This is a genomic window from Sphingosinicella terrae (assembly GCF_003347635.1).
GTDB classification, from domain to species: Bacteria; Pseudomonadota; Alphaproteobacteria; order Sphingomonadales; family Sphingomonadaceae; genus Allosphingosinicella; species Allosphingosinicella terrae.
The window spans coordinates 135,445-157,831 of the sequence record NZ_QDFY01000001.1 but is presented as its reverse complement, the minus strand read 5'-3'; the positions used below and the strand labels follow the sequence as shown (position 1 = coordinate 157,831).

Here is a 22,387-nt window from a genome sequence, read left to right as displayed (position 1 = left end):
AGGCTCATTCGGCGGATGATGCGGGAGGCGGCCCGAGCGGCACCGCGCGGATCGCGGTCGCCCGCAGCGGTGCCTCGCCGGTGACGCGGCCGCCGGCGCCGAAACGCTCCCATTGCGCGTCCGAGACATAGAGAAGCCGGTCGCCGTCGATCTGGCCGATGGTCGGCTCGCCCCACTCGCGATGCGCCTGCTCGATCACCTCGAGGGCGGTCGCGCGGGTCCCGCCGGCATCGAGGCGGATTCGGACGATCCGCCGCGGCTCGGTTCCGTTCTGGATAGCGATGAGGTCGCCGCCGTGCAGCATCAGCCCGTCGGTGCCGCTCAGCATCATCGGCGCGTCCGGCACGAGATCCGCGACCGTGCCGCTTTCGGGATCGACGATGGCGATGCCGCGGCCATAATCGGATACGTAGAGCCGCCGCCCGTCGGCAGCGACAGCGATGCCCTGCGGCGAGCGGAGCCGGCCCGGCGGCACCACCGCCTCCATCGTCTCGGCGCCGGGAGCAAGCCGATAGAGTCCTCCGCCGGTCGGATCGCTCGCGAAGACGGTGCCGTCCGGCCCGATGGCGATGTCGCCCGGCCCCGTCCCTTCCGGCGCGGCGACGCGTCGGACGAGGCGGCGGGACTCGAGATCGACCGCCAGCAGGCCGCGAAAGGCACCTTCCGGCGAGGGTGTCTGCTCGACCACACGGGAGGCGACCCAGAGCAATTGCCGAGGCCGATCGACGGCGACGCCGATGAGGCTGCCGGCGCCGAGATCCGGCACCGGCGCCCAGCCCTGCTCGCTTAAGGAGAGCAAATATCGACCGACGACGGCGGAAGCGAACAGGCGGCGGCTGACGGGATCCCAGGCGATGCCTTCGACGAGGCGATGCTCGGCGGGGATATGGCTGAGGACGATGCTCGCCTCGATCGGCCGACGCGCGGCCTGCGCCTGCCCAGCGAAGGCGGCCGCCTCGGTCTCGCCGATGAGGGGAGCCAAAGCGGCGAAAGCGTCGGCGGCGGCAGGTGCATAGCCCATGGCGGCGAGGCGCCGCAGCACCGCGTCTGCGCTGGCGGCGTCACCGGCCTCGCGCGCCGCGCCGAGGAGGCGAAGCTGGAGATAATGGCTGGCGGGGCAGCGGCCCGCCAGTGCCGGGATATCCGCCGGAGTGGCGGCGGCCGGCCCGCCAAAGCAGTCAGCAGGCAGAGGCTCGGCGGCCGGGGCGGCGACAGAGATGAGGAACAGGCCCGTGGCGAGGATGCGCATACCGCTCCTTTCAAGCCCGTCAGCTTCGCAACGCGCCGGCCAGCAATTTGTGAAGCCTGGAATGGATCTGGTTGTTTGCGGCGAGGATCTGGCCCTTGGCGAGCCCGGCGTCGCCGCCGCGGAAATCGGTGACGAAGCCGCCCGCCTCCCGGACCAGGATGAGGCCCGCGGCGAGATCCCAGAATTGGAGATCCTCCTCCCAGAAGCCGTCATAGCGGCCGGCGGCGACCCAGGCGAGGTCGAGCGCGGCCGAGCCGAAGCGGCGGATGCCGGCCACTTCCGGCGACACGGCGCCGAGAATGCGCTGGAAACGCTCGAAATGACCGTGACCCTTATAAGGAATGCCGGTCGCGATCAGCGCCTCGGAGAGATCGCGGCGCGACGAGACGCGCAGGCGCCGGTCGTGCAGCCAGGCGCCCCTGCCCTTCTCCGCCCAGAAGCTCTCGTCGGTGAGCGGCTGGTAGATCAGGCCGTGGCTGATCTCGCCCCAGCCGCCGCCGGGCTTCGGCTCCTGGACGGCAATCGATATGGCGAAATGCGGGATGCCGTGGATGAAGTTGGAGGTCCCGTCGATCGGATCGACCACCCAGCGCGGCTTCGCCGGATTGCCCTCGATCGTGCCGCCTTCCTCGAGGAGCAGGCCCCAATCGGGCCGGGCATGGCGGAGCTCGTCGATCACCGTCTGCTCGGCCCGCTCGTCGGCCATGGAGACGAAGTCGGCCGGGCCCTTGCGGCTGACCTGGAGCTGCTCGACCTCGCCGAAATCGCGCCGCAGCCGCGGCGCCGCCTTGCGGGCGGCGCGGGTCATGACGGTGATCAGGCCGGAATGGGATACCAAGATGAATCTCCAAAGCCCCTCTCTCCTTTAAGGGGAGAGGGAAGAGCCGCGAAGCGGCGAAGGGAGAGGGCGCTCAGGAGCCGACTCGCCGGACTCCTCCTCTCCCCGACCCTCTCCCCTGAATGGGAGAGGGGGCTCACTCAGTCCGCCCTTCTTACGTAGGTCTGCTCGTAAACGTCGACGACGATCCGGGTTCCCGAACTGATGTGCGGCGGCACCATGACGCGCACGCCATTGTCGAGGATGGCCGGCTTGTAGCTGGACGAGGCGGTCTGCCCCTTCACCACCGCGTCGGCCTCGACGATCGTCGCCTCGATCGTGTCGGGCAGCTGCACCGAGATCGGCCGCTCGTTGTAGAGCTCCATGACGACGTCCATGCCGTCCTGGAGGAAGGCGGCGGGATCGCCGATCAGGTCACGGGGAAGCTGGACCTGCTCATAGGTCTCCTTGTCCATGAAGACGAGGTCGTCGCCGTCGGCGTAGAGGAACTGGAAGTCCTTGGTGTCGAGGCGGACGCGCTCGACCGTCTCGGCGGAGCGGAAGCGGACATTGTTCTTGCGGCCGTCGATGAGGTTCTTCATCTCGACCTGCATGTAGGCGCCGCCCTTGCCGGGCTGGGTGTGCTGGATCTTCACCGCCCGCCAGATGCCGCCTTCATATTCGATGATATTGCCGGGACGGATGTCCACGCCGCTGATCTTCATGGCTTGCTCGCTGATGCTGGGGCCCCGGGGCCCAGGGTTTCGGCGGCGCATGTAGCGGGAGCCGCGCTCGCCCGCAAGAAGCGCGCGCCGCTAGCGCCCGCCGCCGACGCGCTCGACCCAGGCCTTCGCGCCCTCGCGCGACTGCCGCTCGATCCGGGGCACCGGCACCTCGGCCGCCGGATCGAGCTTCACGCCGAGATAGTCGGCGACCTGGCGGACGGTCTCCTCCGGCCGCGCGACCGCATCCTCGTAGCAGAGCCGGAGCGGCTCGATCCGCATGTCGGCGAACATGCCGTCCCAGGCAGCCTCCTGAGCGCTCAGCCAGCGGTCGGCCGTCTCCATCGCCTCGGACGAGTAATCGGGCTCGGGCGCTGCTTCGCTTTCCTGCTCCTTGCGCCAGACGCCCGACAAAGTCGCCCGCGCGTAGGAGACGATATGGGCGATGCGGTCGCGGCGGGCGAGATGGACGACCCGCTTCGGCGCCCCGGGCGGAAGCATCGTCGAGAGCACTTCGGCGAGGAGCGGCCGGTTGCCCTCGGCGAGCGCCTCGAGCTGCATCGGAAAGGCCTTGAGCCCGAACACGCCGTTGGGCGAGGTGCGCCGTGCCAGCACCGAGCGCCACAATTGCTGCTGCAGCTCCGGCGAGCCGCTGGCGAAGCCGTAGGGCCCGTTGCGCTCGTAGTTCAGATATTCGAGCGGCGCCCCGAGGCAGCCGCTCCGCCAGAGCAGGTGGCTGACATAGGTGCTGCCGGTGCGCGGGACCGAGGCAAGCAGATAGGGAAGCGGCGGCGGGCCGGAGCGGGCGGGGAAGTCGAACTTGCCCTCATAGCCGGTATCGACGTCGGCGAGCATGCGCGCCCCTCAGCCGCAGCCGTAGCGGCTGAGCAGCACCTCTCGGACCAGACCAGCGAGACCGTCGGGCGGCGGCTCGGCCCGGGCGGCGAGCGCTTCGGCGAGGACCTCGGCGACCTCGGCCGGGGGTGTCTGGTCGGCAAGGCAGCCCTGACGCGACGCCACCTCGCCGGCCTGGCGAAGGCCGGTCTCGGCGAGGCCGAGCAGATACATGCGGCAGCGGTCCCGCAGCGAGCTGGCGAGCAGGCGATAGCCGGCACTGGTGCGAAACTCGGCGGGCTGGTCGGTCTCGCCGCGGCACATGTCGCGCATCTCGTCGAAGCTGAAGAATTCGGCGCTTGCCGGCGCCGCGGGCAGGATCGCCAGCACGGCCACGGCCGCGCCCCATCCGATCGTCCGCCGAAACATAAGCTCCTCCCCGGCTGCTTCCCCTCCTGTCCTAGACGATGCCGCGGCGCACGCAATCTCTGCTTCGCCGGCTGGCGGGTTCAGCGGCTGGCGGCGGAGCCCCCGGCCAGCAGCGGGTAGGGGTTGACCGCGTCGCCGTCGTGCCAGCTCTCGCCGGGCTCCATCCGGTGCACGGCGAAATGAAGGTGGGGACCGGCGGGATCGGCATTGCCGGTGTTGCCGACCGTCCCGATCGGATCGCCGCGTGCGACCCGCTGGCCTTCGCGAAGGCCCGGCGCATAGGCCTGGAGGTGGGCGTAATAATAGACCCAGCGCTGGTCCGGCGAGCGGACATAAGCGGTGATGCCGCCGCCGCCTTCGCTGAAGAAGAGCTTCTCGATCACGCCCTCGGCGGCGGCGACGACCGGGGTCCCGGCCGGGGCCATGATGTCGATCGCGTCGTGCGAGCGGGCGCCGCTGGCGCGCGCCTGGGTGTAGGTGTCCGACAGGGCTCCGGGCCGGATGCCGGCAACGGGGATGGCGAGGCCACCTGGCCCGACCACCAGCTCCCGATCCTCGTCCGGCTCGCTGCTCTCGGTGACGACGTTGCCCGGGGCGGCGCCGCGTTTGTCGACGCCGCCGCCGCGGCCGAGATTATAGGCGGCGACCCAGAACAGGCTGGTGAGAACCGCCGTGACGATGGCGGTGAAGACGACGACAGCACCGAGTCCGAACCTGCGCATGGCGTTCGAAACCTATTTCGCCCCCGCATCGTTCCGCAGGCGCGATGGACAGGATCAGGATCGGCTGCTCGGGCTGGAACTACAAGCATTGGCGGGAGCTCTTCTACCCGAAGGGCCTGCCGGCGCGGCGCTGGTTCGCATTCTATGCCGAGCATTTCGACACGGTCGAGATCAACAACAGCTTCTATCGCCTGCCCACCGGCGAGACCTTCGCCAAGTGGCGCGACCAGGCGCCGCCCGATTTCTGCTATGCGGTGAAGGCGAACCGGTTCCTCACCCAGGCCAAGAAGCTCAAGGATTGCGAGGAGCCCCTCGAACGTATGATGACGCCCTTCCGCCGATTGGGCGACCGGCTCGGCCCGATCCTCTACCAGCTGCCGCCGCGCTTCCGGATCAATCTCGAGCGACTGGAAAGCTTCCTTGAACTGGTGCCAAAGGACGTGACCAACGTCTTCGAGTTCCGGGAGAAAAGTTGGTACAGCGAGGAGACGTTCGCCCTGCTGGACCGCCATGGCGCGTCCTTCTGCGTCCACGACATGCCCGGCTCCGCCACGGAGCGCCGCGCGGTCGGCCCGATCGCCTATGTCCGCTTCCATGGCGGCGAGGGCAAATATTGGGGCCGCTATTCGGACGAGGGCCTGCTCTCCTGGACCGACTGGATCGTCGAGCAGGCCCGTTCCGGGCGGCCGGTCTGGTGCTATTTCAACAACGACCTCGAGGCGCATGCCATCCACGATGCCCAGACGCTGAAGGCGATGGTGGCGCAGGCGGCGCGGTGAGTGCCCCCTCCCTTGCAGGGAGGGGAGCGCGCCGGTTCGCTCACTCGCCAAGTCAGCCGAGTGTCTCCTGGAACGCCTTCACCGCTGCGGCGGACCCCTCGGGATGGTTCCAGACGCTGCCGCATACGGCGAGGAAGTCCGCACCCGCCTTGACCAGCGTCCGCCCGTTGTCCGGATCGATGCCGCCGATCGCGACGCTGGGAAGCTCGAACAAGGTGGCCCACCAGCTCAGGATCGAAGGCTCCGGACGGTGGCGGGTCTCCTTGGTCGAGGTCGGGAAGAAGGCGCCGAAGGCGACATAGTCGGCGCCGGCTTCCCCCGCCTCCATGGCGAGGTGGCGACTGTCGTGGCAGGTGACGCCGATCTGCGCCTGGGGCCCGAGCAGCGCCCGCGCCTCGCGCGGGTCGCCGTCGCTTTGGCCGAGATGGACGCCGTCGGCGCCGATCCGCTTGGCCAGAGCCATGTCGTCATTGACGATGAAGGCGACGTCATGCTCGGCGCAGAGGCGCTGGAGCGGCCCGGCGAGGCGCGCCGCCTGGTGCTGGTCGACCCCCTTCACTCGGAACTGGAAGGCGGCGACCGGCCCGGCCGCGAGCGCCTGGCCCAACCGATCGATGAAATCGCCGCCCACGTCGAGCGGCGAGATCAGATAGAGCTGGCAGGGTCCGCGATCGCCGCGTTCGAATCGCTCGGCAAAACCGGGGTCGAGCGGCACCTCGTCTTCGTCTTCGTTCATGCCCCCGCTTCTGACCCTTCGCGCTCGCCTGTCAAACACAGAAAGCGGTCGGGCATCCGGCCCCTGCCTTCGGCGCGGCGGATCCCGACGAAGCCCGCGGCCTCCATCATCGAACGGACCGCGGGTTCATCGTGCATGCGGAAGCCGAACCGATGGCCCGGCCATTTGCGAAGCTCCTCGGGCGGCTCGAAGCACAGGGCCAGCCGGCCGCCGGGCTTCAGCACCCGCGCCAGCTCGCGCATCGCCGCGGCGGGATCGGGCCAGAAATAGACGTTGTTGACGCTGCAGGCGCGGTCCACCGCGCCGTCGCCGAGCGGCAATGCGTCCACCGATCCGAGGTGGAGTCGCAGCCGCGGCTCGCACCGGAAGCGGCGGCGCGCCCGCGCGACCATCGCCTCGGAAAGGTCGACGCCGACCACCTCGCCGTCGGTGACGCGAAGCAACCGCGCAAGGAGGTCGCCGCCGCCGAAGCCGACCTCGAGGACGACGTCGCCGCGTCCGACCTCCAGCCGGTCGAGCGCGAGCCGGTTCATCGCGGCGCCGATGCGGTCGAGCCAGGGACCGATCAGGAACCGGCCGGCGGCGCCGCTGGGCCGGGCGAACTGCCGCGCCAGCCAGCGCAGCCGCAGGTCGCGCGCGCCTATCGCTCGCCCCGATCCGGCGCCGCCGCGATCAGGCCGGGACCTTCTCGACCGAGGCCCGGTGGATCTCGTCGATCGCCCCTCCGAGCGCGCGGTCGAATTCCTCGTCGCTCATCTGGTGCCTGAGATCCTCGAGCAGGGCGCGAGAGAAGCTGGCGATCATGCCGCGATTCTTCGCCAGCTCGCGACAGGCATCGGGCCGCGAGAAGCCGCCGGACAGGGCGACGACCCGCAGCACGCGGGGATGTTCGACCAGCGGGTCGAACAAACCGGCCTCGGCCGGGATGCTGAGCTTGAGCATGACGCGGTCGTCACCCGGCAGCGCGTCGAGCGCCTTGACCAGCTCGTCGAGCAGGATCCGATCGGCCTCGGCCCGCTCGGGGCTCTTGATGTTGACCTCTGGCTCGATGATCGGCACCAGCCCGGCCGCGAGCACCTGGCGCGCCACCTCGAACTGCTGGGCGACGATCGCGGCGATGCCCTCGCGATTGGCAAGGTTGATCACCGAGCGTTCCTTCGTGCCGAACACACCGAGCGCCTTGGAGCGGGCCAGCAAGGCGTCCAGTTCCGGCATCGGCTTCATCAGCTGGACGCCGTTCGCCTCGGCTTCGAGGCCCTTGTCGATCTTGATGAAGGGAACGACGCCGCGCGCCTTCAGCACCTGGGGGACGGGCCGGCCGTCGATCTCGCCGTCCATCGTCCGCTCGAACAGGATGGCCCCGATCACCTTCCCGCCGGAGAAGGCCGGCGAGGTGATGATCCGCGAGCGCATCTGGTGGATGAGGCCGAACATCTCCTCGTCGCCCGACCAGGCGCCTTCCTCGATCCCGTAGCCCTTGAGCGCCTTGGGCGTGGAGCCGCCGCTCTGGTCCAGGGCGGCGATGAAGCCCTTCCCGCTTTCCATCTGCGCCGTCATCTTCGCGTCGTCCATCGTCCTGTCCTCGTTCGGATTGGGGTGGGAGATATTATCGCTGAAGCGCCGCCACGCCGGGGAGCGCCTTGCCTTCCATCCATTCGAGGAAGGCCCCGCCGGCCGTGGAGACGAAGGTGAAATCGTCCGCGACGCCGGCCTGGTTGAGAGCCGCGACGGTATCGCCGCCACCGGCGACGGAAACCAGCGAGCCTTCCTTGGTGAGGGCGGCGGCGGTGCGAGCGAGGGCGACCGTGGCGGCGTCGAAGGGCGGCGTCTCGAAGGCCCCCAGGGGCCCGTTCCACACCAGGGTGCGGCAGGTCTTGAGCGCATCGGCGAGGGCCTCGACCGCGGCCGGTCCGATATCGAGGATCATCTCGTCCGACGCCACCTCATGGACGTTGCAGGTCCTGACCGACGGCGGGTTCGGCGCGAATTCCTTCGCGACGACGACGTCATAAGGCAGGTGCACGGTGCAGCTCGCCCGATCGGCCGCCTCGAGAATCTCGAGCGCGGTGCCGGCCAGATCGTGCTCGGCCAGGCTCTTGCCGATCGCGACTCCGCGGGCGGCAAGGAAGGTGTTCGCCATGCCGCCACCGATGACGAGATGATCGACCTTGGCGACGAGGTGCCGCAGCACGTCCAGCTTGGTCGACACCTTGGCGCCGCCGACCACGGCGGCCACCGGCCGCTCGGGGCTGCCCAGCGCCTTTTCCAGCGCCTCGAGCTCCGCCTGCATGGCGCGGCCGGCAAAAGCCGGCAGGATGCGCGCGATGCCCTCGGTCGAGGCGTGGGCGCGGTGCGCCGCCGAAAAGGCGTCGTTCACATAGGCGTCGCCAAGCGCGGCCATGGCCGAAGCCAGGACCGGGTCGTTCTTCTCCTCGCCGGCATGGAAGCGCGTATTCTCGAGGATCGCCACGTCGCCCGGCTTCATGTCGCCGACCGCGAGCTGCGCCGCCGGGCCGCTGCAATCCTCGACGAAGCGCACCGGCCGCCCGAGCAGATCGGTATAAGCCGGGACGATCGGCGCCAGCGACATGTCCGGCCGAGGCGTCCCCTTGGGCCGGCCGAAATGGGCGAGCAGCAGGACGATCGCGCCGCGGTCGGCCAGCTCGGTCACGGTCGGCAGGGTGGCGCGCAGGCGGGTGTCGTCGCTCACCGCCCCGTCCTGCATCGGCACGTTGAGGTCGACGCGCACGAGGACGCGCTTGCCGGCGACGTCACCGATATCGTCGAGGGTGCGGAAGGTGGCCGTCATTTCATCCTCGCTGCCCGTACATTCCCCTCCCTGCACGCAGGGAGGGGTTAGGGGTGGGTCGGTCTTCAGGGGCAGCGCGTCTCCGGCGACGCACCCACCCCCATCGAGGCGGTAGGTCCATCCCCCGGAAGGACCCGAGAACCGCCTCGATCCTCCCTGCGTGCAGGGAGGGGAGTGAGATCAGAGCAACGCCGCCATCGCCCGGGCGGTGTCGACCATGCGGTTCGAGAAGCCCCATTCATTGTCGTACCACGAGACGACGCGGACCAGCTTGCCCTCCAGCACCGCCGTCTCGAGGCTGTCGACGGTCGAGCTGGCCGGGTTGTGGTTGAAGTCGATCGAGACCAGGGGCTCGTCGGTATAAGCGAGGATCCCGGCGAGCGGGCCGCTCTCCGACGCCGCCTTGAGCGCCGCGTTCACTTCCTCGACCGAGGTGTCGCGGCCCGGCGTGAAGGTGAGGTCGACGAGGCTGACATTGGGCGTCGGCACGCGGACCGCGGAGCCGTCCAGCTTGCCCTTCAGTTCGGGCAGCACCTCGGCGACGGCGCGGGCGGCGCCGGTCGTGGTCGGGATGATCGACATTCCGGCGGCGCGGGCGCGGCGCTTGTCCTTGTGGATCTGGTCGAGGATCTTCTGATCGTTGGTGTAAGCGTGGATCGTCGTCATCAGGCCGCGCTCGATGCCGACCAGATCGTTCATCACCTTGGCGACCGGCGCCAGGCAGTTGGTCGTGCACGAGGCGTTGGAGACGATCTTGTGCTCGGCGGTGAGCTTGTCGTCGTTGACGCCGTAGACGACGGTGAGGTCGACCCCCTTGCCCGGCGCCGAGATCAGGACTTTCTTCGCGCCGGCAGTGAGATGGGCGCCGGCCTTGTCACGATCGGTGAAGAAGCCCGTGCATTCGAGGGCGATGTCGACGCCGGTATCGCCGTGCGGCAGCTTGGCCGGATCCTTCTCGGCCGTCACCCTGATGCGCTTGCCGTCGATGATCAGGTCGTTGCCGTCGGCGCGGACCTCGCCCGGATAGGCGCCGTGGACCGAGTCGCGCTTGAACAGGAGGGCGTTCGATTCCGCGTCGGCGAGATCGTTGATCGCCACCAGCTCCAGGCCGCTGTCGCCCTTCTCGAGGATCGCGCGCGCCACCAGGCGGCCGATCCGCCCGAAACCGTTGATCGCAACTCTGGTCGCCATGTGCTTGATCTCCCTAGCGGTTGAGCGCCGCGACCACTCGCGGCACGATCGCGTCGGCGATGAAGCCGAAGCGCTTGAACAGATCCTCGGCCGGAGCCGACGCGCCGAACCTGTCGAGGCCGATGGCGACGCCGTCCCGGCCGATATAACGTTCCCAGCCCATCGTGGTCCCGGCCTCGATCGAGACGAGCAGCGGGCCGTCGGGCAGGATGTCGCGGCGATAGGCCTCGTCCTGCGCATCGAACCGGGTCCAGCAGGGCATCGACACGACGTCGGCGCCGATCCCCTGCCCTTCGAGCGCCTCGGCGGTATCGAGCGCGGTCGCGACCTCCGACCCGGTGGCGATCAGGACGACGCGGCGCTCGGCGCGGGCCGAACGTAGGCGATAGGCGCCCCTGGCGCACAGATTGCCCTCGGTCGCCTTGCCGCGCACCTGCGGCAGGTTCTGGCGGCTCAGCGCCAGGAGCGACGGACCGTCCGCCTTGGCGAGCGCCAGCTCCCAGCATTCGGCGGTCTCGACGACGTCGGCGGGGCGATAGACGTCGAGGTTCGGCATCGAGCGCAGGCTCATGACATGCTCGATCGGCTGATGGGTCGGGCCGTCCTCGCCGAGGCCGATCGAATCATGGGTCATCACATAGACGACGCGGACCTGCTGCAGCGCCGACAGCCGGATCGCCGGCCGGCAATAATCGGTGAAGACGAGGAAGGTGCCGCCATAAGGGATGATGCCGCCGTGCAGCGCCATCCCGTTCATCGCCGCGGCCATGCCGAATTCGCGAATGCCGTAATAGAGATAACGGCCGGAATAATCCTCGCGGGTCAGCGGCTTGAGCGCCTTGGTCTTGGTGTTGTTCGAGCCCGTGAGGTCGGCCGAGCCGCCGACCGCCTCGGCGAGGAGGCCGTTTATGGTCTCGAGCGCGAGCTCGGAAGCCTTGCGCGTCGCGACCTTCTGCGGACTGGCGATGAGCCCTGCGACATGATCGCGGAGCGAGAAGCCCTCGGGAAGCTCGCCGGCCATGCGGCGGAGGAACTCGGCCTTGTCGGCATGACCGTCGAGGCGGGCGCGCCAGGCCTCGCGGAGCGGGCGGCCGCGCGCGCCGGCGGTGCGCCAGGCCTGGACGACGTTATCGGGCAGCACGAACGGCTCATGCTCCCACGTCAGGAAGGCGCGCGTCGCCGCGACCTCGTCGGCCCCGAGCGCGGCGCCGTGGGTCGCCGACGTGCCCTGCTTGTTGGGCGCGCCGTAGCCGATGATCGTCCGGCATGCGACGAGCGAGGGCCGGGGATCGGCGATCGCCTCGTCGAGCGCGCGGCGGACGTCGTCGACGTCATGGCCGTCGCAGCGCACGACGTGCCAGCCATAGGCCAGATAGCGCGCGACGACGTCCTCCGAGGTCGACAGGGCGGTCGAACCGTCGATGGTGATCTGATTGTCGTCCCACAGCACGTTGAGCCGGCCGAGATGGAGATGGCCGGCGAGGCCCGCCGCCTCATGGTTGACGCCCTCCATGAGATCGCCATCGCCGGCGATCACCCATGTGCGGTGGTCGACCAGATCATCGCCGAACTGCGCGTTCAGATGGCGCTCGGCGATCGCCATGCCGACGGCCATGGCGACGCCCTGGCCGAGCGGACCGGTGGTCGCCTCGACGCCGTCGAGAAGAAAGTTCTCCGGGTGACCGGCGCAGGGGCTGTTCAGCTGCCGGAAGTCGCGGATGTCCTCGATGGTCGGCCGCGCGTAGCCGGTGAGATGGAGCAGCGAATAAAGCAGCATCGAGCCGTGACCGGCCGAGAGGACGAAACGGTCGCGATCGGGCCAGGCCGGATCGGCGGGATCGTGCTTCAGATATTCGGTCCACAACAGGGTCGCGGCGTCGGCCATCCCCATCGGCATGCCCGGATGGCCGCTATTGGCCGCCTGGACCGCGTCCATCGACAGCGCGCGGATGGCGTTGGCAAGCAGTCTCGTTTCGACGGGCATGCTCTTCCCTTTGAGGAATCCGGACCGGGAGCGGCGGCCTGCCGTCCCTTTATCGGCGACGGCGCTTGCGTCAACCGGGGCAGGCTTGCCGCGCCGGCCTTACGTGCTATTCCTGCAATCGATGGCGGACGAACGTGCCCTGGAGGCCGTGGCAAGGATCGAGCGGGCGATCGACCGGATCGAGGCCGCCGCCGCGCGGCCGGCCCCGCCCCCGCCGCCGATCGACGAGGCTCCCGAATATCGGCGGCTGCGCAGCGCCCACGACCGTTTGCGCGATCGGGTCGCCGGGGCGATTGGCCAGCTCGACCAGGTCATCGCCCAAGGCGAGCCCCGCTAATGGCCCATGTCGATCTCGACATTGCCGGCCGGCGCTACAGCGTCGCCTGCCGCGACGGCGAGGAGGCGCATCTGCGGGGCCTTGCCGCCCTCGTCGATCGCAAGGCCCAGGAAGCGACGGAAGCGCTCGGATCGCTTACCGAGGCGCGGCAGCTGCTGTTCGCTGCCTTGCTCATCGCCGACGAGCTGAAGGAGGTGCGCGCCGGCGCCGGCCTTCCCGACCCGACGCCGCCGCCGCCCGATCCCGCTGTCGCCGAGGCGCTCGAGCGGCTCGCCGGGCGGCTCGAAAATCTTGCCGTCACCCTTGAGCCGGGGGCCGAGCGCGCCTAGATTGAACCTTGACGGGTACTGCCCGGTACGAGCTTTTGAGAACATCCCTGAGGCGATAAGACATCCTAGGGGACTGTCCCTGCCCGGGCCCTGGCCCGACGTACATGGTCCCCACCTGACGTTCTGGCGTCAGAGGATATTCCAGCAAACGGCCATGGCGGTCCCGTCACCCCCCTCCCCCTCGGAGAAATCCGAGCTGCGCGCCGAAGGCCTGCGCCGGCGCCGCGACTTCGCCCGAAGCTTGACGCCCGACCTGCGATCCGACCTCGAGCGCAAGCTGGCGCGGCTCGTGATCCCGCATCTCGTCACCGCCCGGGTCGTTGCGGCCTATCACCCGCTCAAGGACGAGATCAGCCCCTATCCGCTCGTCGACCTCCTCGGCCCCGGTCAGCGCGCCGCATTGCCCTGGTTCGCCGGCCGGGATGCACGGATGATCTGGCGCGAGGCGCCGGCGGTCGAGCCGAGCCCCTGGGGCGTGCTCCAGCCGGCGGCGGCGGCCGAGGCGCTGGTCCCCGACATCGTCATCGTGCCGCTGGTCTTCGCCGACCGGCGCGGCACCCGCATCGGTCACGGCAAGGGCCATTACGACCGCGCGCTGTCGCACCTGCGCGAGGGCGGCGAGGTCTTCACCATCGGAATCGGCTGGGAGAGGCAGATCAGCGACCATCCCCTCCCCGCCGATCCATGGGACCAGCCGCTCGACGCCATCGCCACGCCGAAGGAGTGGATCGCATGCCGGTGAATCCGAGCTGGCGCAGCCTCGCCGGCATGTTCCTGATCGTCGCGCTCATTCTTGGCTGGAGCGTCCTCGTCGTGACCCTCGCCGGCCGCGCCGGCAACTGGCCGTGGCCGCTCGAGCTTCTCTTCTACCTGGTCGCGGGGATCGCCTGGATCCTTCCGCTGAAGCCCGTCATCCGCTGGATGCAGCGCGGCCGAAGCGCCTGAGCCCCCGTCAGGCGGCAGCGCGCCGGCGCGACCAGCGGCGAAGAACCCGGAGCCGCCAGAACAGGCGCACGGCGGCATAGCCGCTCGCCGCGGAGACCAAAGCGAAGAGCAGCAGGCCGACGGCGGTGGGAAGCGAGATGCTGAGCAGCCAGGCGGCGCCGCTCGCCATCCCGGCATCGCCGGTTCCGCCCCCGGTCACCTTCTCGCCCAGCCGGTAGGCCGCGAAGTAGATGGCCGGAAAAGTGAACGGATTGGTGACGAGAGTCGCCGCCGCAGCGACCGCCAGATTGGCGCGCACCGTCAGCGCGAAGAGGGCAGCGAGGATGATCTGTCCGACGGGAAGCAGGAAGGCGCAGAAGAGGCCGAGCGCGATCCCGTTCGAGACGCTCGAGCGGTTGAAATGCCAGAGGGAGGGATGGACCAGCCGGTGCGCCAGCGGACGCAGGAACGACTTCGAGAGCAGGCTGTCCCGCTTGGGCAGACGATCGGAGAACCAGCGCATCGACGACGCATCCTTGCACTTCATCGCCCGGAAAGCCAGCGGCCATGGGGAGCCGCCTCAGGCAGCCCACCTACTCCACTCATCTTAGGAAAAGGTTGCGCCGGAAAATGGCGCGAGTGACGGGGCTCGAACCCGCGACCTCCGGCGTGACAGGCCGGCGCTCTAACCAACTGAGCTACACCCGCGTGGGGCAGGCGGCGAGGTAGGCGAGGCACCTTTGCCTGTCAAGCGAGCCGGATAGGAATTTCTGGCGCGGGATCGGACGGCGGTCGCTGGACGAGATTCCAGCTTTCGTTTCAGCTACTTGGGCAGCCGCTGCGTCCTCTGCCCGTTCGGCTGCGGCTGCCGGCGCCGAATCCTTCGCGCGGAGACGCGGAGCGTTCGTGCCTCGGCCTCCCTCTCGTCATTCCAGCGCAAGCTTGAATCTCCCTTCCTTCCGGAAGGCAGGGACCTCCTGGCCTTCGCCAGGACGACGAAATGGCTCCGATCCTCCGCTCTCCGCGGCTCCGCGCGACTCCCTGCGGAGACCGGGATGACAAGCCTATCCCGGCCCGCGCGGCTCGTCGTGATGGTCGTGGATGAGGGTGCCTTCCTCGAACAGGAAACCGGCGATGTCGGGCTTGCCGGCGGCGTCGAGGACGGTGCGCATGATGATCAGCAATGGCACCGCCAGCAGGGCGCCGGTCGTCCCCCAGACCCACGCCCAGAAGCTCAGCGAAAGCAGGATGAGCAGAGGATTGATGGTGAGCCGCCGCCCGACGACCGAGGGGGTGACGAGATTGGCCTCGATGAGATGGATGACGACGAAGCTCATCGCGGGAAGCAAGGCGTACCAGGGATCCTGGAAGGTCATCAGGCCGCCCAGAGCGAGCAGCAGCGTCGATGCGATCGGGCCGAGATAGGGAATGTAGTTGAGCACCGTGGCGATGCCCCCCCACATCAGGGGCGAGGGCATCTCGATCAGCCAGAGGACCAAGGCGACGACGAGGCCCATGCCGATATTCACGACGGTGATCGTGCCGAGATAGGCGGAGGTGGCGTCGACCACCTGCTGGATCACCCGCGCCGTCGTCATCGCACCGCCGAAGCTGGAGCGCGCGGTGATGGTGCGCTTGCGCATCCGGGTCCAGCCCGAGAGGAAGAAGAAGATCACCAGCACGGCGAAGAACATCTGGATCGCCGCGAACGGCGCCGAGCTGGCGATGATCTGCAGCATCGAATTGGGCGTCTCCACCTGCACGCGCTGCGGCGCGGAGGCGGCGGAACGCCCGAACTCGTTGATGATATTGTCGATGAACCGCTCGAGATTGGCATAGACCTCGAACAAGGGCGCGAGCGTCTCGCGCAGCTGGCCGATACGGTCGGGCACCATGCGCAGCCATTCCGACGCGGGCAGCACGATCGCCGCGACCGCGATATTGGCGACGGCGATGAACAGGACGAGGCAGAGGAAGGCCGCCAGCGAGGAGGGAATGCGGCGGCGCTCCAGCCATTCGAGCAACGGCACGAGCGCGATGGCGATGACCAGAGCGGCCGTGACCGGCATGAAGAATTCCGCCCCTGCCCGCAGCGCGAACGGCAAGGCCAGAGCAAGGCCGATCCCGAACATGAGCGCGAGCGAGGCGAGCAGCCGGTCGCGCCGGAAGTTGGCGCCTTCGACCTCGATCTCGAGCTCCTGAAGGGCGGTCGGCACCTCACCTTCGGATTCGCCTTCACGCATCTGCTTCATCGACGCACCCGCCTCCTCGGACGAAGCATGCCCGAAACCGGGGGGTGGTGAGAAGTGCATGAATTCGCCGCCGGGCTCAGGCGGCGCGGCCATAGGCGCTCGCCTCCCGTCCCGCCTTGAGCGTCCGGGCCCACCAGGCGAGCTGGTCGAGCATGGTCCGCATCGCCTGGGCCGGGCCGAATTGGTCGATCGGCCTGCCATTGCGGCCGAACAGCTCCCAGGCATTGGCGAAGCTCACCGTGTCTCGGATGGTGACGGCATGGAGCTCGGCCAGAACGCTGCGCAGATGCTCGACCGCCCGCAGCCCGCCCGAGACGCCGCCATAGGAGACGAAGGCGACGGGCTTGGCATGCCACTCGCGGCCCGCCGCATCGATCAGCATCTTCAGCGGTCCCGGATAGGAATGATTATATTCGGGGGTGACGACGATCGCTCCGTCGGCGGCATCGAGCCGGCTGCGGAACAGCGCCGCGTCGATCGCGGGCCAGTCGTCGGCCGGGTCGATCGGATCGAGAGCGAACTCGGCACGGCGCTCGACCTCCGACGCCGCCCAGCGCGCGACAATGTCGCAGAACCGGCCTTCGCGGACGCTTCCATAGACGAGGGCGAGACGCAGCATATCGGACATTCGAGGCTCCTTCGCGAAAATGGCGGGAGCCCCGTCGATAATTCCTCAACAAAGGTTGAGGTCAAGCTGAAACTTCTAAAAGCCGGCCGCGGCGCCGGACGAGCTCAGTCGGAGAGCATCCGCAGATTGTCGAGCAAGGTCTCGAGATGGGCGCGGCCGAGGCGGCTCCAGACATTGTAGGTGCAGGTCTGGCCGCCGATTCGGACATAAGCGAGCGAGTTGAGCCCGGACCCGTCCGGATCGTCCGCCGGATAGGGCTGGGCGCCCTCGACGCCATATCCGGCGAAGGCCGGTTCAGGCAGGGCGCCGAGCTCACGAAAATGAGGCCATTGCTCTGCCAGGCGGAGGCGGTGGACGTCCGCGTCCTGCGAATCGGACGGCAGCTGTCCCGGGCCGGCCACGCCGTAAGCGCTGCGCAGGCCCGGTCGATCGAAGGCCACCGCCCAGCCGCCCGAGAAAGTCGCCCGCCGAGGCACGCCGCCGGCTCCACCATCTTCCGCGAGCGCCACCGGCGCGCAGCCTCGGCGGTTCTCGGCGCGCGCCCATTCGGCGCGGACGATCCGCTCGCCGACGAAGGGCCCGACGGTCGCGGTCACACCGGGCGGCCGTGCCGATCCGCCAGGCTCGCCGGGCGGCGCCGCGGCGCCTCCGACCGATGCCGCAAGGGCAAGACCTGTCGTGGCGATCCACTTCATGCTTCGCGATCCTCCGAACGGCCGAAATGCCGGGACACCGGCATGTCATCACACGAGGGGCGGCATCGGGGAAGACGGGACAGGAACGCCCTTCGGTCAGAGCGATCCCAGCGCTGCCGGCGCGTAGAAGAAGACGATGATGAAGACCGCCAGGGCCCCGCCCGCCCGGACGAAATTGCCGACCTGCGCCTCGATGAATCCCGGCGTCATCGAGACGAAGCCGGCGGCGGCCAGCGCGAGCACGATCCGGAACACCGTATATTGGAAGGCGGTCGGCGACGGGATGAACAAGGCGATGACCAGGATGGCGGCGACGAAGACGACGCCGCAGGCGACCGCGATCAGTCTTTCTTGGGATTTGGTCACGGGCAGTTCCTCCAGGAGGGCGGACAACAGGGGCGAGCGTTGCTTGGCGTCGGATCGTCGGCGGGTCTCGACGAGCCGGGCTATTTCGGGCGCGTCCTTCGTTTCCCGGCAGACGTCGGCGAGCGTCCGCATCACCTGCCCGATCTCGGCGGCGGCGTGCGGCAGCCGGAGGAGCGCGCTGCGGCGGCGCGAATCCTCGATCCACAGGCAGGGAAGGTCGGCGAAGCGCAGGCCCGGGAATCGGGCGGCTTCGCCGGCGTCGAGCGCGGCGGCCACGCCCGCGGCATCGCTCGCGTCGATCTCCCGGGCGATCAGGATGACGACGTGAAGGCCGGTGATCGCGTCGATCTCGTCCCGGCAGTCGCGGAAGTAACGCGCGACCTCGGCATCGCTCGCCAGGTATATGGGGAGGGCCTGGACGTAGGTCGAGTCGCCCGCCGGCGCGTCGCCCGCCGGGCGGTTCACGAGCAGGCGTCCAGCGCGCGCTCGACCTCCTCGCGGGTCAGGGGATCGATGCCGTGGAGCCGGGCCGCGACGCAGGCCGGGTCCGGCGCGTCGCCCAGCGCGCCGCCATGAACGACCATGTCGAAACGATCCGGGTCGCCACCGCCGAGGGCGACGCCGACGGCGGTCGCCGGCGGATATCCGTCGAGGATCAGGCTTATCGCCAGCTCACGATTGAAGTTTTGCACCGGATCCCCCCGATCCACCGCTGCCCGGCCCAAGAATTACTCCAGTTCCGGCTCACGGACAATCGCGAACCTCGGGGCCCGCTTCTTTCCCTCTTTTGCGGGATTTCGAACGATTCCAGGACGATCAGCTACGGCTTCACCGGCCTGATCCCGGGCGATCATTTCGCCGTCGTCATCCACCGCGGCAGTTGAAGATATGCGGGCGGCGAGGAACGGCTTCCTGATAGACGTCGTCGCCGATCCGCTCGTAGGCGCCCACCTCGGGAACAGGCCCTCCGCACATATTGCGGGCCGTCGAGGCATGAAAGGCCAGGAAAATGGGGCAATGGCCGATACGGCGGAAGCCTCCTGATCGGAACGCAGCCTGGCCGGCGGCCGCTCTTCGCGCCCGCGGGACGACCAGCTGCGACGCCCGATTCAGCCCGGGCTGAATTGCGACAGCGACAGGTTGTTGCCGTCCGGATCCGTGAACCAGGCGACCTTGTGACCGTCCGGACTGGTCCAGACGCCGAGTTCGCTCTGAACCAGGCGTGGATAATGATTGAAGCGGACGCCTTGTGCCGTGAGCGCCGAGACCTCCCGATCGATGTCGGCGACCTTCCATCCGTGCACGGTATGGCCGGCCGGCGCATGCTCGGGGAGCTTCTGGATGCGCAGCATCAGGCCCCCATCCGAGAAGATCAGGGCAAAGGGCGAATCCTCGATCAGCGCGAGACCCAGCACATCACGATAGAAGGCGAGCGCTTCCGCCGGCTTCGCCGTGGCGATGAAGGCGATCGGCTCCCTGGCGGCGTTCATCGCCTTCTCCCCCTGCCTGCGGCGATCGGACGGAATTCAGGATAGCCCAAGCCGGGCCGTTCCCAAAGCCGGCAGTCGCGCTTGCCGAACGACGATCGGATGGCCGCCCGGGCGAACGGACCGATCCGCGTGCCGCGGGCGCGCTGGACGAGGGCCTGTGGGTGCTCGACGGCTGGCTGACCGCCATATTCCCGGTGCTCAGAAGTCTATCGTCGCGGTCACCCTGAAGTTGCGCGGCCGCGCATAGATGATCTCGGCATAGCCCGAGGCGGTGGTCAGCGACGAGGTGCCGGCGGTCGGATAGAGCTCGTCGGTGAGATTGTAGACGTTGAGCGCGACCCGCCAATTGTCCTGGGCGAGCGTGACGCCGGCATTGAGCACGGTGACGTCGTCCTGCGCGATCTCCGGCGAATTGCCGGCGTCGAAGAACTGGTCGCTGGTATAGCTGACGTCGAGCCGCGGCGTCAGCGACCAGTCGTCGCCGAAGCGGAAGGTGTAGGACGCCCCGAGATGCGCCTGCCATTCCGGGGTGAAGGGCAGCCGGCTGTCGAGGGTGGCGACCGCGGTCGGCGTCACCGGCCCGAAAGGCGGCGGATCGATGATGCTGTCGAATTCGGTGTCGAGCCAGCCCAGACTGGCGTCGAACCTGAGGTCGGTGACCGGGACCCAGTCGAGCTCGAACTCGGCGCCGCGGATCGTCGCGGCGCCGGCATTGAACAGCAAGGGCACGACGCCGAGCCGGTAGGTGAGCTGGATGTCGTCATAGGAGGTGGTGAAGAAGGCGGCGTTGAAGCGCAGCCGGCGGGCCGGATTGGTCTTGAAGCCGAGCTCCCAGGTCTCCGCCTGCTCGGCGCCGAAGCCGATCGGCGCGTTGCCCGGCGGCGACGCATTGTAGCGCTGGTTGAAGCCGCCGCTCTTGAAGCCCTGCGACCAGCTCAGATAGGCCATGAAGGCCGGGCTGAAGCGATATTGCACGCTCGCCGAGCCGGTCCAGGCGGTGAAATTCTGCTCGAACCGATCGGTGCTGAGGAACAGGCAGCCGGTCTGGGTCGGCGGCGGGCCGTTGAACGGACAGAGAGCGGTCGGGATGGCGGGCTCTGGCGCGCTTGCCGGCGCGACGTTGAACAATATCCCCTGCAGCCCCTTGGTCTCGTCGGTGTAGCGGATGCCGGCGGTGAGGCTGAGCGCGTCGGTGACGTCGAAGGTCCATTGGGTGAAGGCCGCCCAGGCCTCGGTGTCGAGCGAGACGCGCTGGGTGTCGTAGGAGGTGCCGGGATTGCCGACCGGCACGATGACCCGGTCGAACGTCTCCTCGTCGAAATAATAGCCGCCGATGACGCCGTGGAAGCGGCCCGCTTCGACCAGCGCCTGCAGCTCCTGGCTGAACTGGTCGCTCTCGCTGGTGTAATTGGTGTGGAGGATCAGCAGGGGCGTGTTGTCGGCATCGCGCGTGCCGGACCATTCGAGATGGCGCGCCGACGTGATCGACTTCAGGGTCAGCGCCGCGCTCGCCTCCCATTCGGCGACGAAGCTCGCCCCGTAATTCTCGAGGCTGCTCGTGGCCGGATAGGTGCCGCCGTTGGTGAACGGCCCCAGCGCCTGCGCGTCATTGCCGCAGCGCGGATCGCGGGTCGGCGTCTGCGGCACGAAGGGCGGCGGAAAGGTCGCTCCCGGGCAGCCGGCGGCGACGCTCTGGGCGGCGACGAACACCGCCCTTTCGTTGATAGCGCGGAAGACGAAGGGCGATCCATTCTCGTCCTCGCGGGCATAATCGGCGCGCAGGATGAAATCGAGCGACGGATCGGGCTGCCAGCGCAAGCCGGCCTGGCCGAAATAGGTATGCTCGTCGCCGAGATCGACGCCGTCGAAGATGCGGGTGACGTAACCGTCGCGGTCGCGGAAGCCGCCGGAGACGCGCGCCGACCATTGCTCGGAGATCGGAACGTCATAGGCCGCGAAGACCTCGACGAGATTGTCGTCGCCGGCGCCGACCTGGAAGCGGCTGCCGGCATTGGTGCCGGGAAGGTTGGTGGTGATGAGCACCGCGCCGCCGATCGTGTTGCGGCCGAACAGGGTGCCTTGCGGCCCGCGCAGCACCTGGATGCTGGCAATGTCGCGAAACTCCATCGCGCCGCCGACCGAGCGACCCATATAGACGTCGTCGATATAGAGGCCGACGCCGGGATCGACCGCGGGCGTCGCGTCGGTCTGACCGATGCCGCGAATGAAGACCTGGGCGGCGCTGTTGTTGCCGGTGAGGGTGCCGTGGGTCGCGAACTGGAGATTGGGCGCAACCTGGTCGAGATCGGTGGTCGAGACGAGTTGCTGGCGTTCGAGCGACTCGCCGGTCAGGACGGTGACGGCGACCGGTGCATCCTGGAGACTCTCCTCGCGCCGCCGGGCGGTGACGATGACTTCCTGGTCGTCGTCCCGAGACTCGGCGGTCTCGGGAGCGTCGGCGGACTGGGCCATGACCGGCGCACACCAGATCGCGCCGACCGGCAGCACGCAAGACAGCTTGAGCAGGACGTTGAGCTTCGTCTTCATCTTTTCCTCCCTCTCCCTCGCAGCGTCATCCCGGCTGGCGGGTGCGCAGTTTCTCGACGTGACAGATCCCCTTCTCGAGCAGCCGGACCAGGGTCGCGCGTTCGTCGTCGCTGAACACCCCGAAGATCCGCTCCTCGTTGATCGCGCTCTGCGCCAGCGCCTCTGCCAGCGCCTCGCGTCCGGTGTCGGTCAGCATCAGCGCATTGGTCCGGGCATTGGCGCCGGCCCGGCGCTCGACGAAGCCGGCGCGTTCGAGCTGCTCGACCATGGTCATCGCGCTCGTCCGCGACAGGCCGGTGAACTGCGCCAGCTCCGACTGGCTGCAGCCGGGATGCGCCTTGATGTGCAGGAGGGCGGTCATCCGGCTGGGGGAGGTCAGGCCGAGCGTGCCCAGGCGCGGCGTCAGATCGGCATAGATGGCGAGCTGAAGCATGGTGACGCGCAGGCCGACCCGTTCCGGCGCCTCGCGCAGCACCGCGACCGGCGGCATCTGCCGGATGTTGGACAGGCTCTCCGTTCGGGTGGTCATTGATTGTCAACCCCCCTG

At 68.7% G+C, this 22,387-nt stretch carries 26 protein-coding genes, 1 tRNA gene and 1 other RNA gene; 6 read left to right on the top strand and 22 right to left on the bottom strand.

The window, feature by feature from the left end; all coding sequences use genetic code 11:
• Positions 1–4: 4 nt before the first annotated feature.
• The 6 genes from DDE10_RS00795 to DDE10_RS00770 all read right to left on the bottom strand — a co-directional run bounded on the left by DDE10_RS00795 (position 5) and on the right by DDE10_RS00770 (position 4,773).
• On the bottom strand, positions 5–1,249 hold the full coding sequence (locus DDE10_RS00795; protein ID WP_114950829.1) for a hypothetical protein: 1,245 nt from the start codon (positions 1,247–1,249) through the stop codon (positions 5–7).
• Positions 1,250–1,268: 19 nt separating this feature from the next.
• Complete coding sequence (locus DDE10_RS00790; protein WP_114950828.1) at positions 1,269–2,087, bottom strand: inositol monophosphatase family protein; 819 nt, start codon at positions 2,085–2,087, stop codon at positions 1,269–1,271.
• Positions 2,088–2,227: 140 nt separating this feature from the next.
• On the bottom strand, positions 2,228–2,791 hold the full coding sequence (efp, locus tag DDE10_RS00785; RefSeq protein ID WP_114950827.1) for an elongation factor P: 564 nt from the start codon (positions 2,789–2,791) through the stop codon (positions 2,228–2,230).
• A 90-nt stretch (positions 2,792–2,881) separates the two neighbouring features.
• On the bottom strand, positions 2,882–3,643 hold the full coding sequence (locus tag DDE10_RS00780; protein WP_114950826.1) for a Stf0 family sulfotransferase: 762 nt from the start codon (positions 3,641–3,643) through the stop codon (positions 2,882–2,884).
• Between the two features lie 9 nt (positions 3,644–3,652).
• Positions 3,653–4,051: a hypothetical protein gene (locus DDE10_RS00775; RefSeq protein ID WP_114950825.1), complete on the bottom strand. Its 399-nt coding sequence runs from the start codon at positions 4,049–4,051 to the stop codon at positions 3,653–3,655.
• An 80-nt stretch (positions 4,052–4,131) separates the two neighbouring features.
• Entirely contained in the window at positions 4,132–4,773 is a 642-nt protein-coding gene (locus DDE10_RS00770) for a M23 family metallopeptidase (protein ID WP_114950824.1), read from the bottom strand.
• Between the two features lie 44 nt (positions 4,774–4,817).
• Between DDE10_RS00770 and DDE10_RS00765 the strand changes: the two genes are divergently transcribed.
• A complete protein-coding gene (locus DDE10_RS00765) occupies positions 4,818–5,552 on the top strand; it encodes a DUF72 domain-containing protein (RefSeq protein WP_114950823.1) in 735 nt (244 codons plus the stop codon).
• Positions 5,553–5,604: 52 nt separating this feature from the next.
• Here the strand turns inward: DDE10_RS00765 and thiE are convergent, their stop codons facing one another.
• From thiE to tkt, 6 genes are all read right to left on the bottom strand, one after another.
• Complete coding sequence (gene thiE, locus DDE10_RS00760; RefSeq protein ID WP_114950822.1) at positions 5,605–6,288, bottom strand: thiamine phosphate synthase; 684 nt, start codon at positions 6,286–6,288, stop codon at positions 5,605–5,607.
• Complete coding sequence (locus DDE10_RS00755) at positions 6,285–6,821, bottom strand: class I SAM-dependent methyltransferase (RefSeq protein ID WP_114950821.1); 537 nt, start codon at positions 6,819–6,821, stop codon at positions 6,285–6,287. Before DDE10_RS00755 ends, thiE begins: the two co-directional genes overlap by 4 nt.
• 139 nt (positions 6,822–6,960) lie before the next feature.
• Positions 6,961–7,860, bottom strand: coding sequence for a fructose bisphosphate aldolase (locus DDE10_RS00750; protein WP_114950820.1), 900 nt, complete (start codon positions 7,858–7,860; stop codon positions 6,961–6,963).
• A gap of 34 nt (positions 7,861–7,894) precedes the next feature.
• Entirely contained in the window at positions 7,895–9,097 is a 1,203-nt protein-coding gene (locus tag DDE10_RS00745) for a phosphoglycerate kinase (RefSeq protein WP_114950819.1), read from the bottom strand.
• 180 nt (positions 9,098–9,277) lie between these two features.
• Positions 9,278–10,288 carry a type I glyceraldehyde-3-phosphate dehydrogenase gene (gene gap, locus DDE10_RS00740; protein WP_114950818.1) on the bottom strand — a complete coding sequence of 337 codons (1,011 nt, stop codon included), beginning with the start codon at positions 10,286–10,288 and terminating at the stop codon, positions 9,278–9,280.
• A 13-nt stretch (positions 10,289–10,301) separates the two neighbouring features.
• Complete coding sequence (tkt, locus tag DDE10_RS00735) at positions 10,302–12,272, bottom strand: transketolase (RefSeq protein ID WP_114950817.1); 1,971 nt, start codon at positions 12,270–12,272, stop codon at positions 10,302–10,304.
• Between the two features lie 121 nt (positions 12,273–12,393).
• On the opposite strand from tkt, the gene DDE10_RS00730 reads away from it, so the two are divergent.
• The 5 genes from DDE10_RS00730 (at position 12,394) to DDE10_RS00715 (ending at position 13,883) form a co-directional block, all read left to right on the top strand.
• Positions 12,394–12,609, top strand: a complete 216-nt coding sequence (locus DDE10_RS00730) for a hypothetical protein (protein ID WP_162806170.1) — start codon at positions 12,394–12,396, stop codon at positions 12,607–12,609.
• Entirely contained in the window at positions 12,609–12,938 is a 330-nt protein-coding gene (locus DDE10_RS00725; RefSeq protein ID WP_114950815.1) for a cell division protein ZapA, read from the top strand. The genes DDE10_RS00730 and DDE10_RS00725 overlap by 1 nt, the downstream gene beginning before the upstream one ends.
• A gap of 12 nt (positions 12,939–12,950) precedes the next feature.
• Positions 12,951–13,106, top strand: a non-coding RNA gene (gene ssrS / locus DDE10_RS24025) — 6S RNA.
• The gene (locus tag DDE10_RS00720; RefSeq protein ID WP_114950814.1) at positions 13,093–13,680 is read left to right on the top strand and encodes a 5-formyltetrahydrofolate cyclo-ligase; all 588 of its coding nucleotides are present in this window, start codon (positions 13,093–13,095) and stop codon (positions 13,678–13,680) included. Before ssrS ends, DDE10_RS00720 begins: the two co-directional genes overlap by 14 nt.
• On the top strand, positions 13,671–13,883 hold the full coding sequence (locus DDE10_RS00715; RefSeq protein WP_349356525.1) for a DUF2842 domain-containing protein: 213 nt from the start codon (positions 13,671–13,673) through the stop codon (positions 13,881–13,883). Before DDE10_RS00720 ends, DDE10_RS00715 begins: the two co-directional genes overlap by 10 nt.
• 7 nt (positions 13,884–13,890) lie before the next feature.
• On the opposite strand, the gene DDE10_RS00710 is transcribed toward DDE10_RS00715, so the two are convergent.
• From DDE10_RS00710 to DDE10_RS00660, 10 genes are all read right to left on the bottom strand, one after another.
• Positions 13,891–14,385 (bottom strand): DUF2062 domain-containing protein, encoded by a 495-nt coding sequence (locus tag DDE10_RS00710; RefSeq protein ID WP_114950813.1) that lies wholly within the window; start codon positions 14,383–14,385, stop codon positions 13,891–13,893.
• 108 nt (positions 14,386–14,493) lie between these two features.
• Positions 14,494–14,570, bottom strand: a tRNA-Asp gene (locus tag DDE10_RS00705).
• A 356-nt stretch (positions 14,571–14,926) separates the two neighbouring features.
• A complete protein-coding gene (locus DDE10_RS00700) occupies positions 14,927–16,105 on the bottom strand; it encodes an AI-2E family transporter (RefSeq protein ID WP_432653703.1) in 1,179 nt (392 codons plus the stop codon).
• An 85-nt stretch (positions 16,106–16,190) separates the two neighbouring features.
• Positions 16,191–16,742 (bottom strand): NADPH-dependent FMN reductase, encoded by a 552-nt coding sequence (locus DDE10_RS00695; RefSeq protein ID WP_114950812.1) that lies wholly within the window; start codon positions 16,740–16,742, stop codon positions 16,191–16,193.
• A gap of 104 nt (positions 16,743–16,846) precedes the next feature.
• On the bottom strand, positions 16,847–17,437 hold the full coding sequence (locus tag DDE10_RS00690) for a hypothetical protein (RefSeq protein ID WP_114950811.1): 591 nt from the start codon (positions 17,435–17,437) through the stop codon (positions 16,847–16,849).
• A gap of 96 nt (positions 17,438–17,533) precedes the next feature.
• Positions 17,534–18,268, bottom strand: a complete 735-nt coding sequence (locus DDE10_RS00685) for a hypothetical protein (protein ID WP_114950810.1) — start codon at positions 18,266–18,268, stop codon at positions 17,534–17,536.
• Complete coding sequence (locus tag DDE10_RS00680; RefSeq protein WP_114950809.1) at positions 18,265–18,495, bottom strand: hypothetical protein; 231 nt, start codon at positions 18,493–18,495, stop codon at positions 18,265–18,267. Before DDE10_RS00680 ends, DDE10_RS00685 begins: the two co-directional genes overlap by 4 nt.
• A gap of 417 nt (positions 18,496–18,912) precedes the next feature.
• On the bottom strand, positions 18,913–19,293 hold the full coding sequence (locus DDE10_RS00670) for a VOC family protein (RefSeq protein WP_114950807.1): 381 nt from the start codon (positions 19,291–19,293) through the stop codon (positions 18,913–18,915).
• Between the two features lie 198 nt (positions 19,294–19,491).
• Complete coding sequence (locus DDE10_RS00665) at positions 19,492–21,840, bottom strand: TonB-dependent receptor (protein WP_114950806.1); 2,349 nt, start codon at positions 21,838–21,840, stop codon at positions 19,492–19,494.
• Positions 21,841–21,865: 25 nt separating this feature from the next.
• Positions 21,866–22,369 (bottom strand): MarR family winged helix-turn-helix transcriptional regulator, encoded by a 504-nt coding sequence (locus DDE10_RS00660; protein ID WP_114950805.1) that lies wholly within the window; start codon positions 22,367–22,369, stop codon positions 21,866–21,868.
• Positions 22,370–22,387 lie beyond the last annotated feature (18 nt).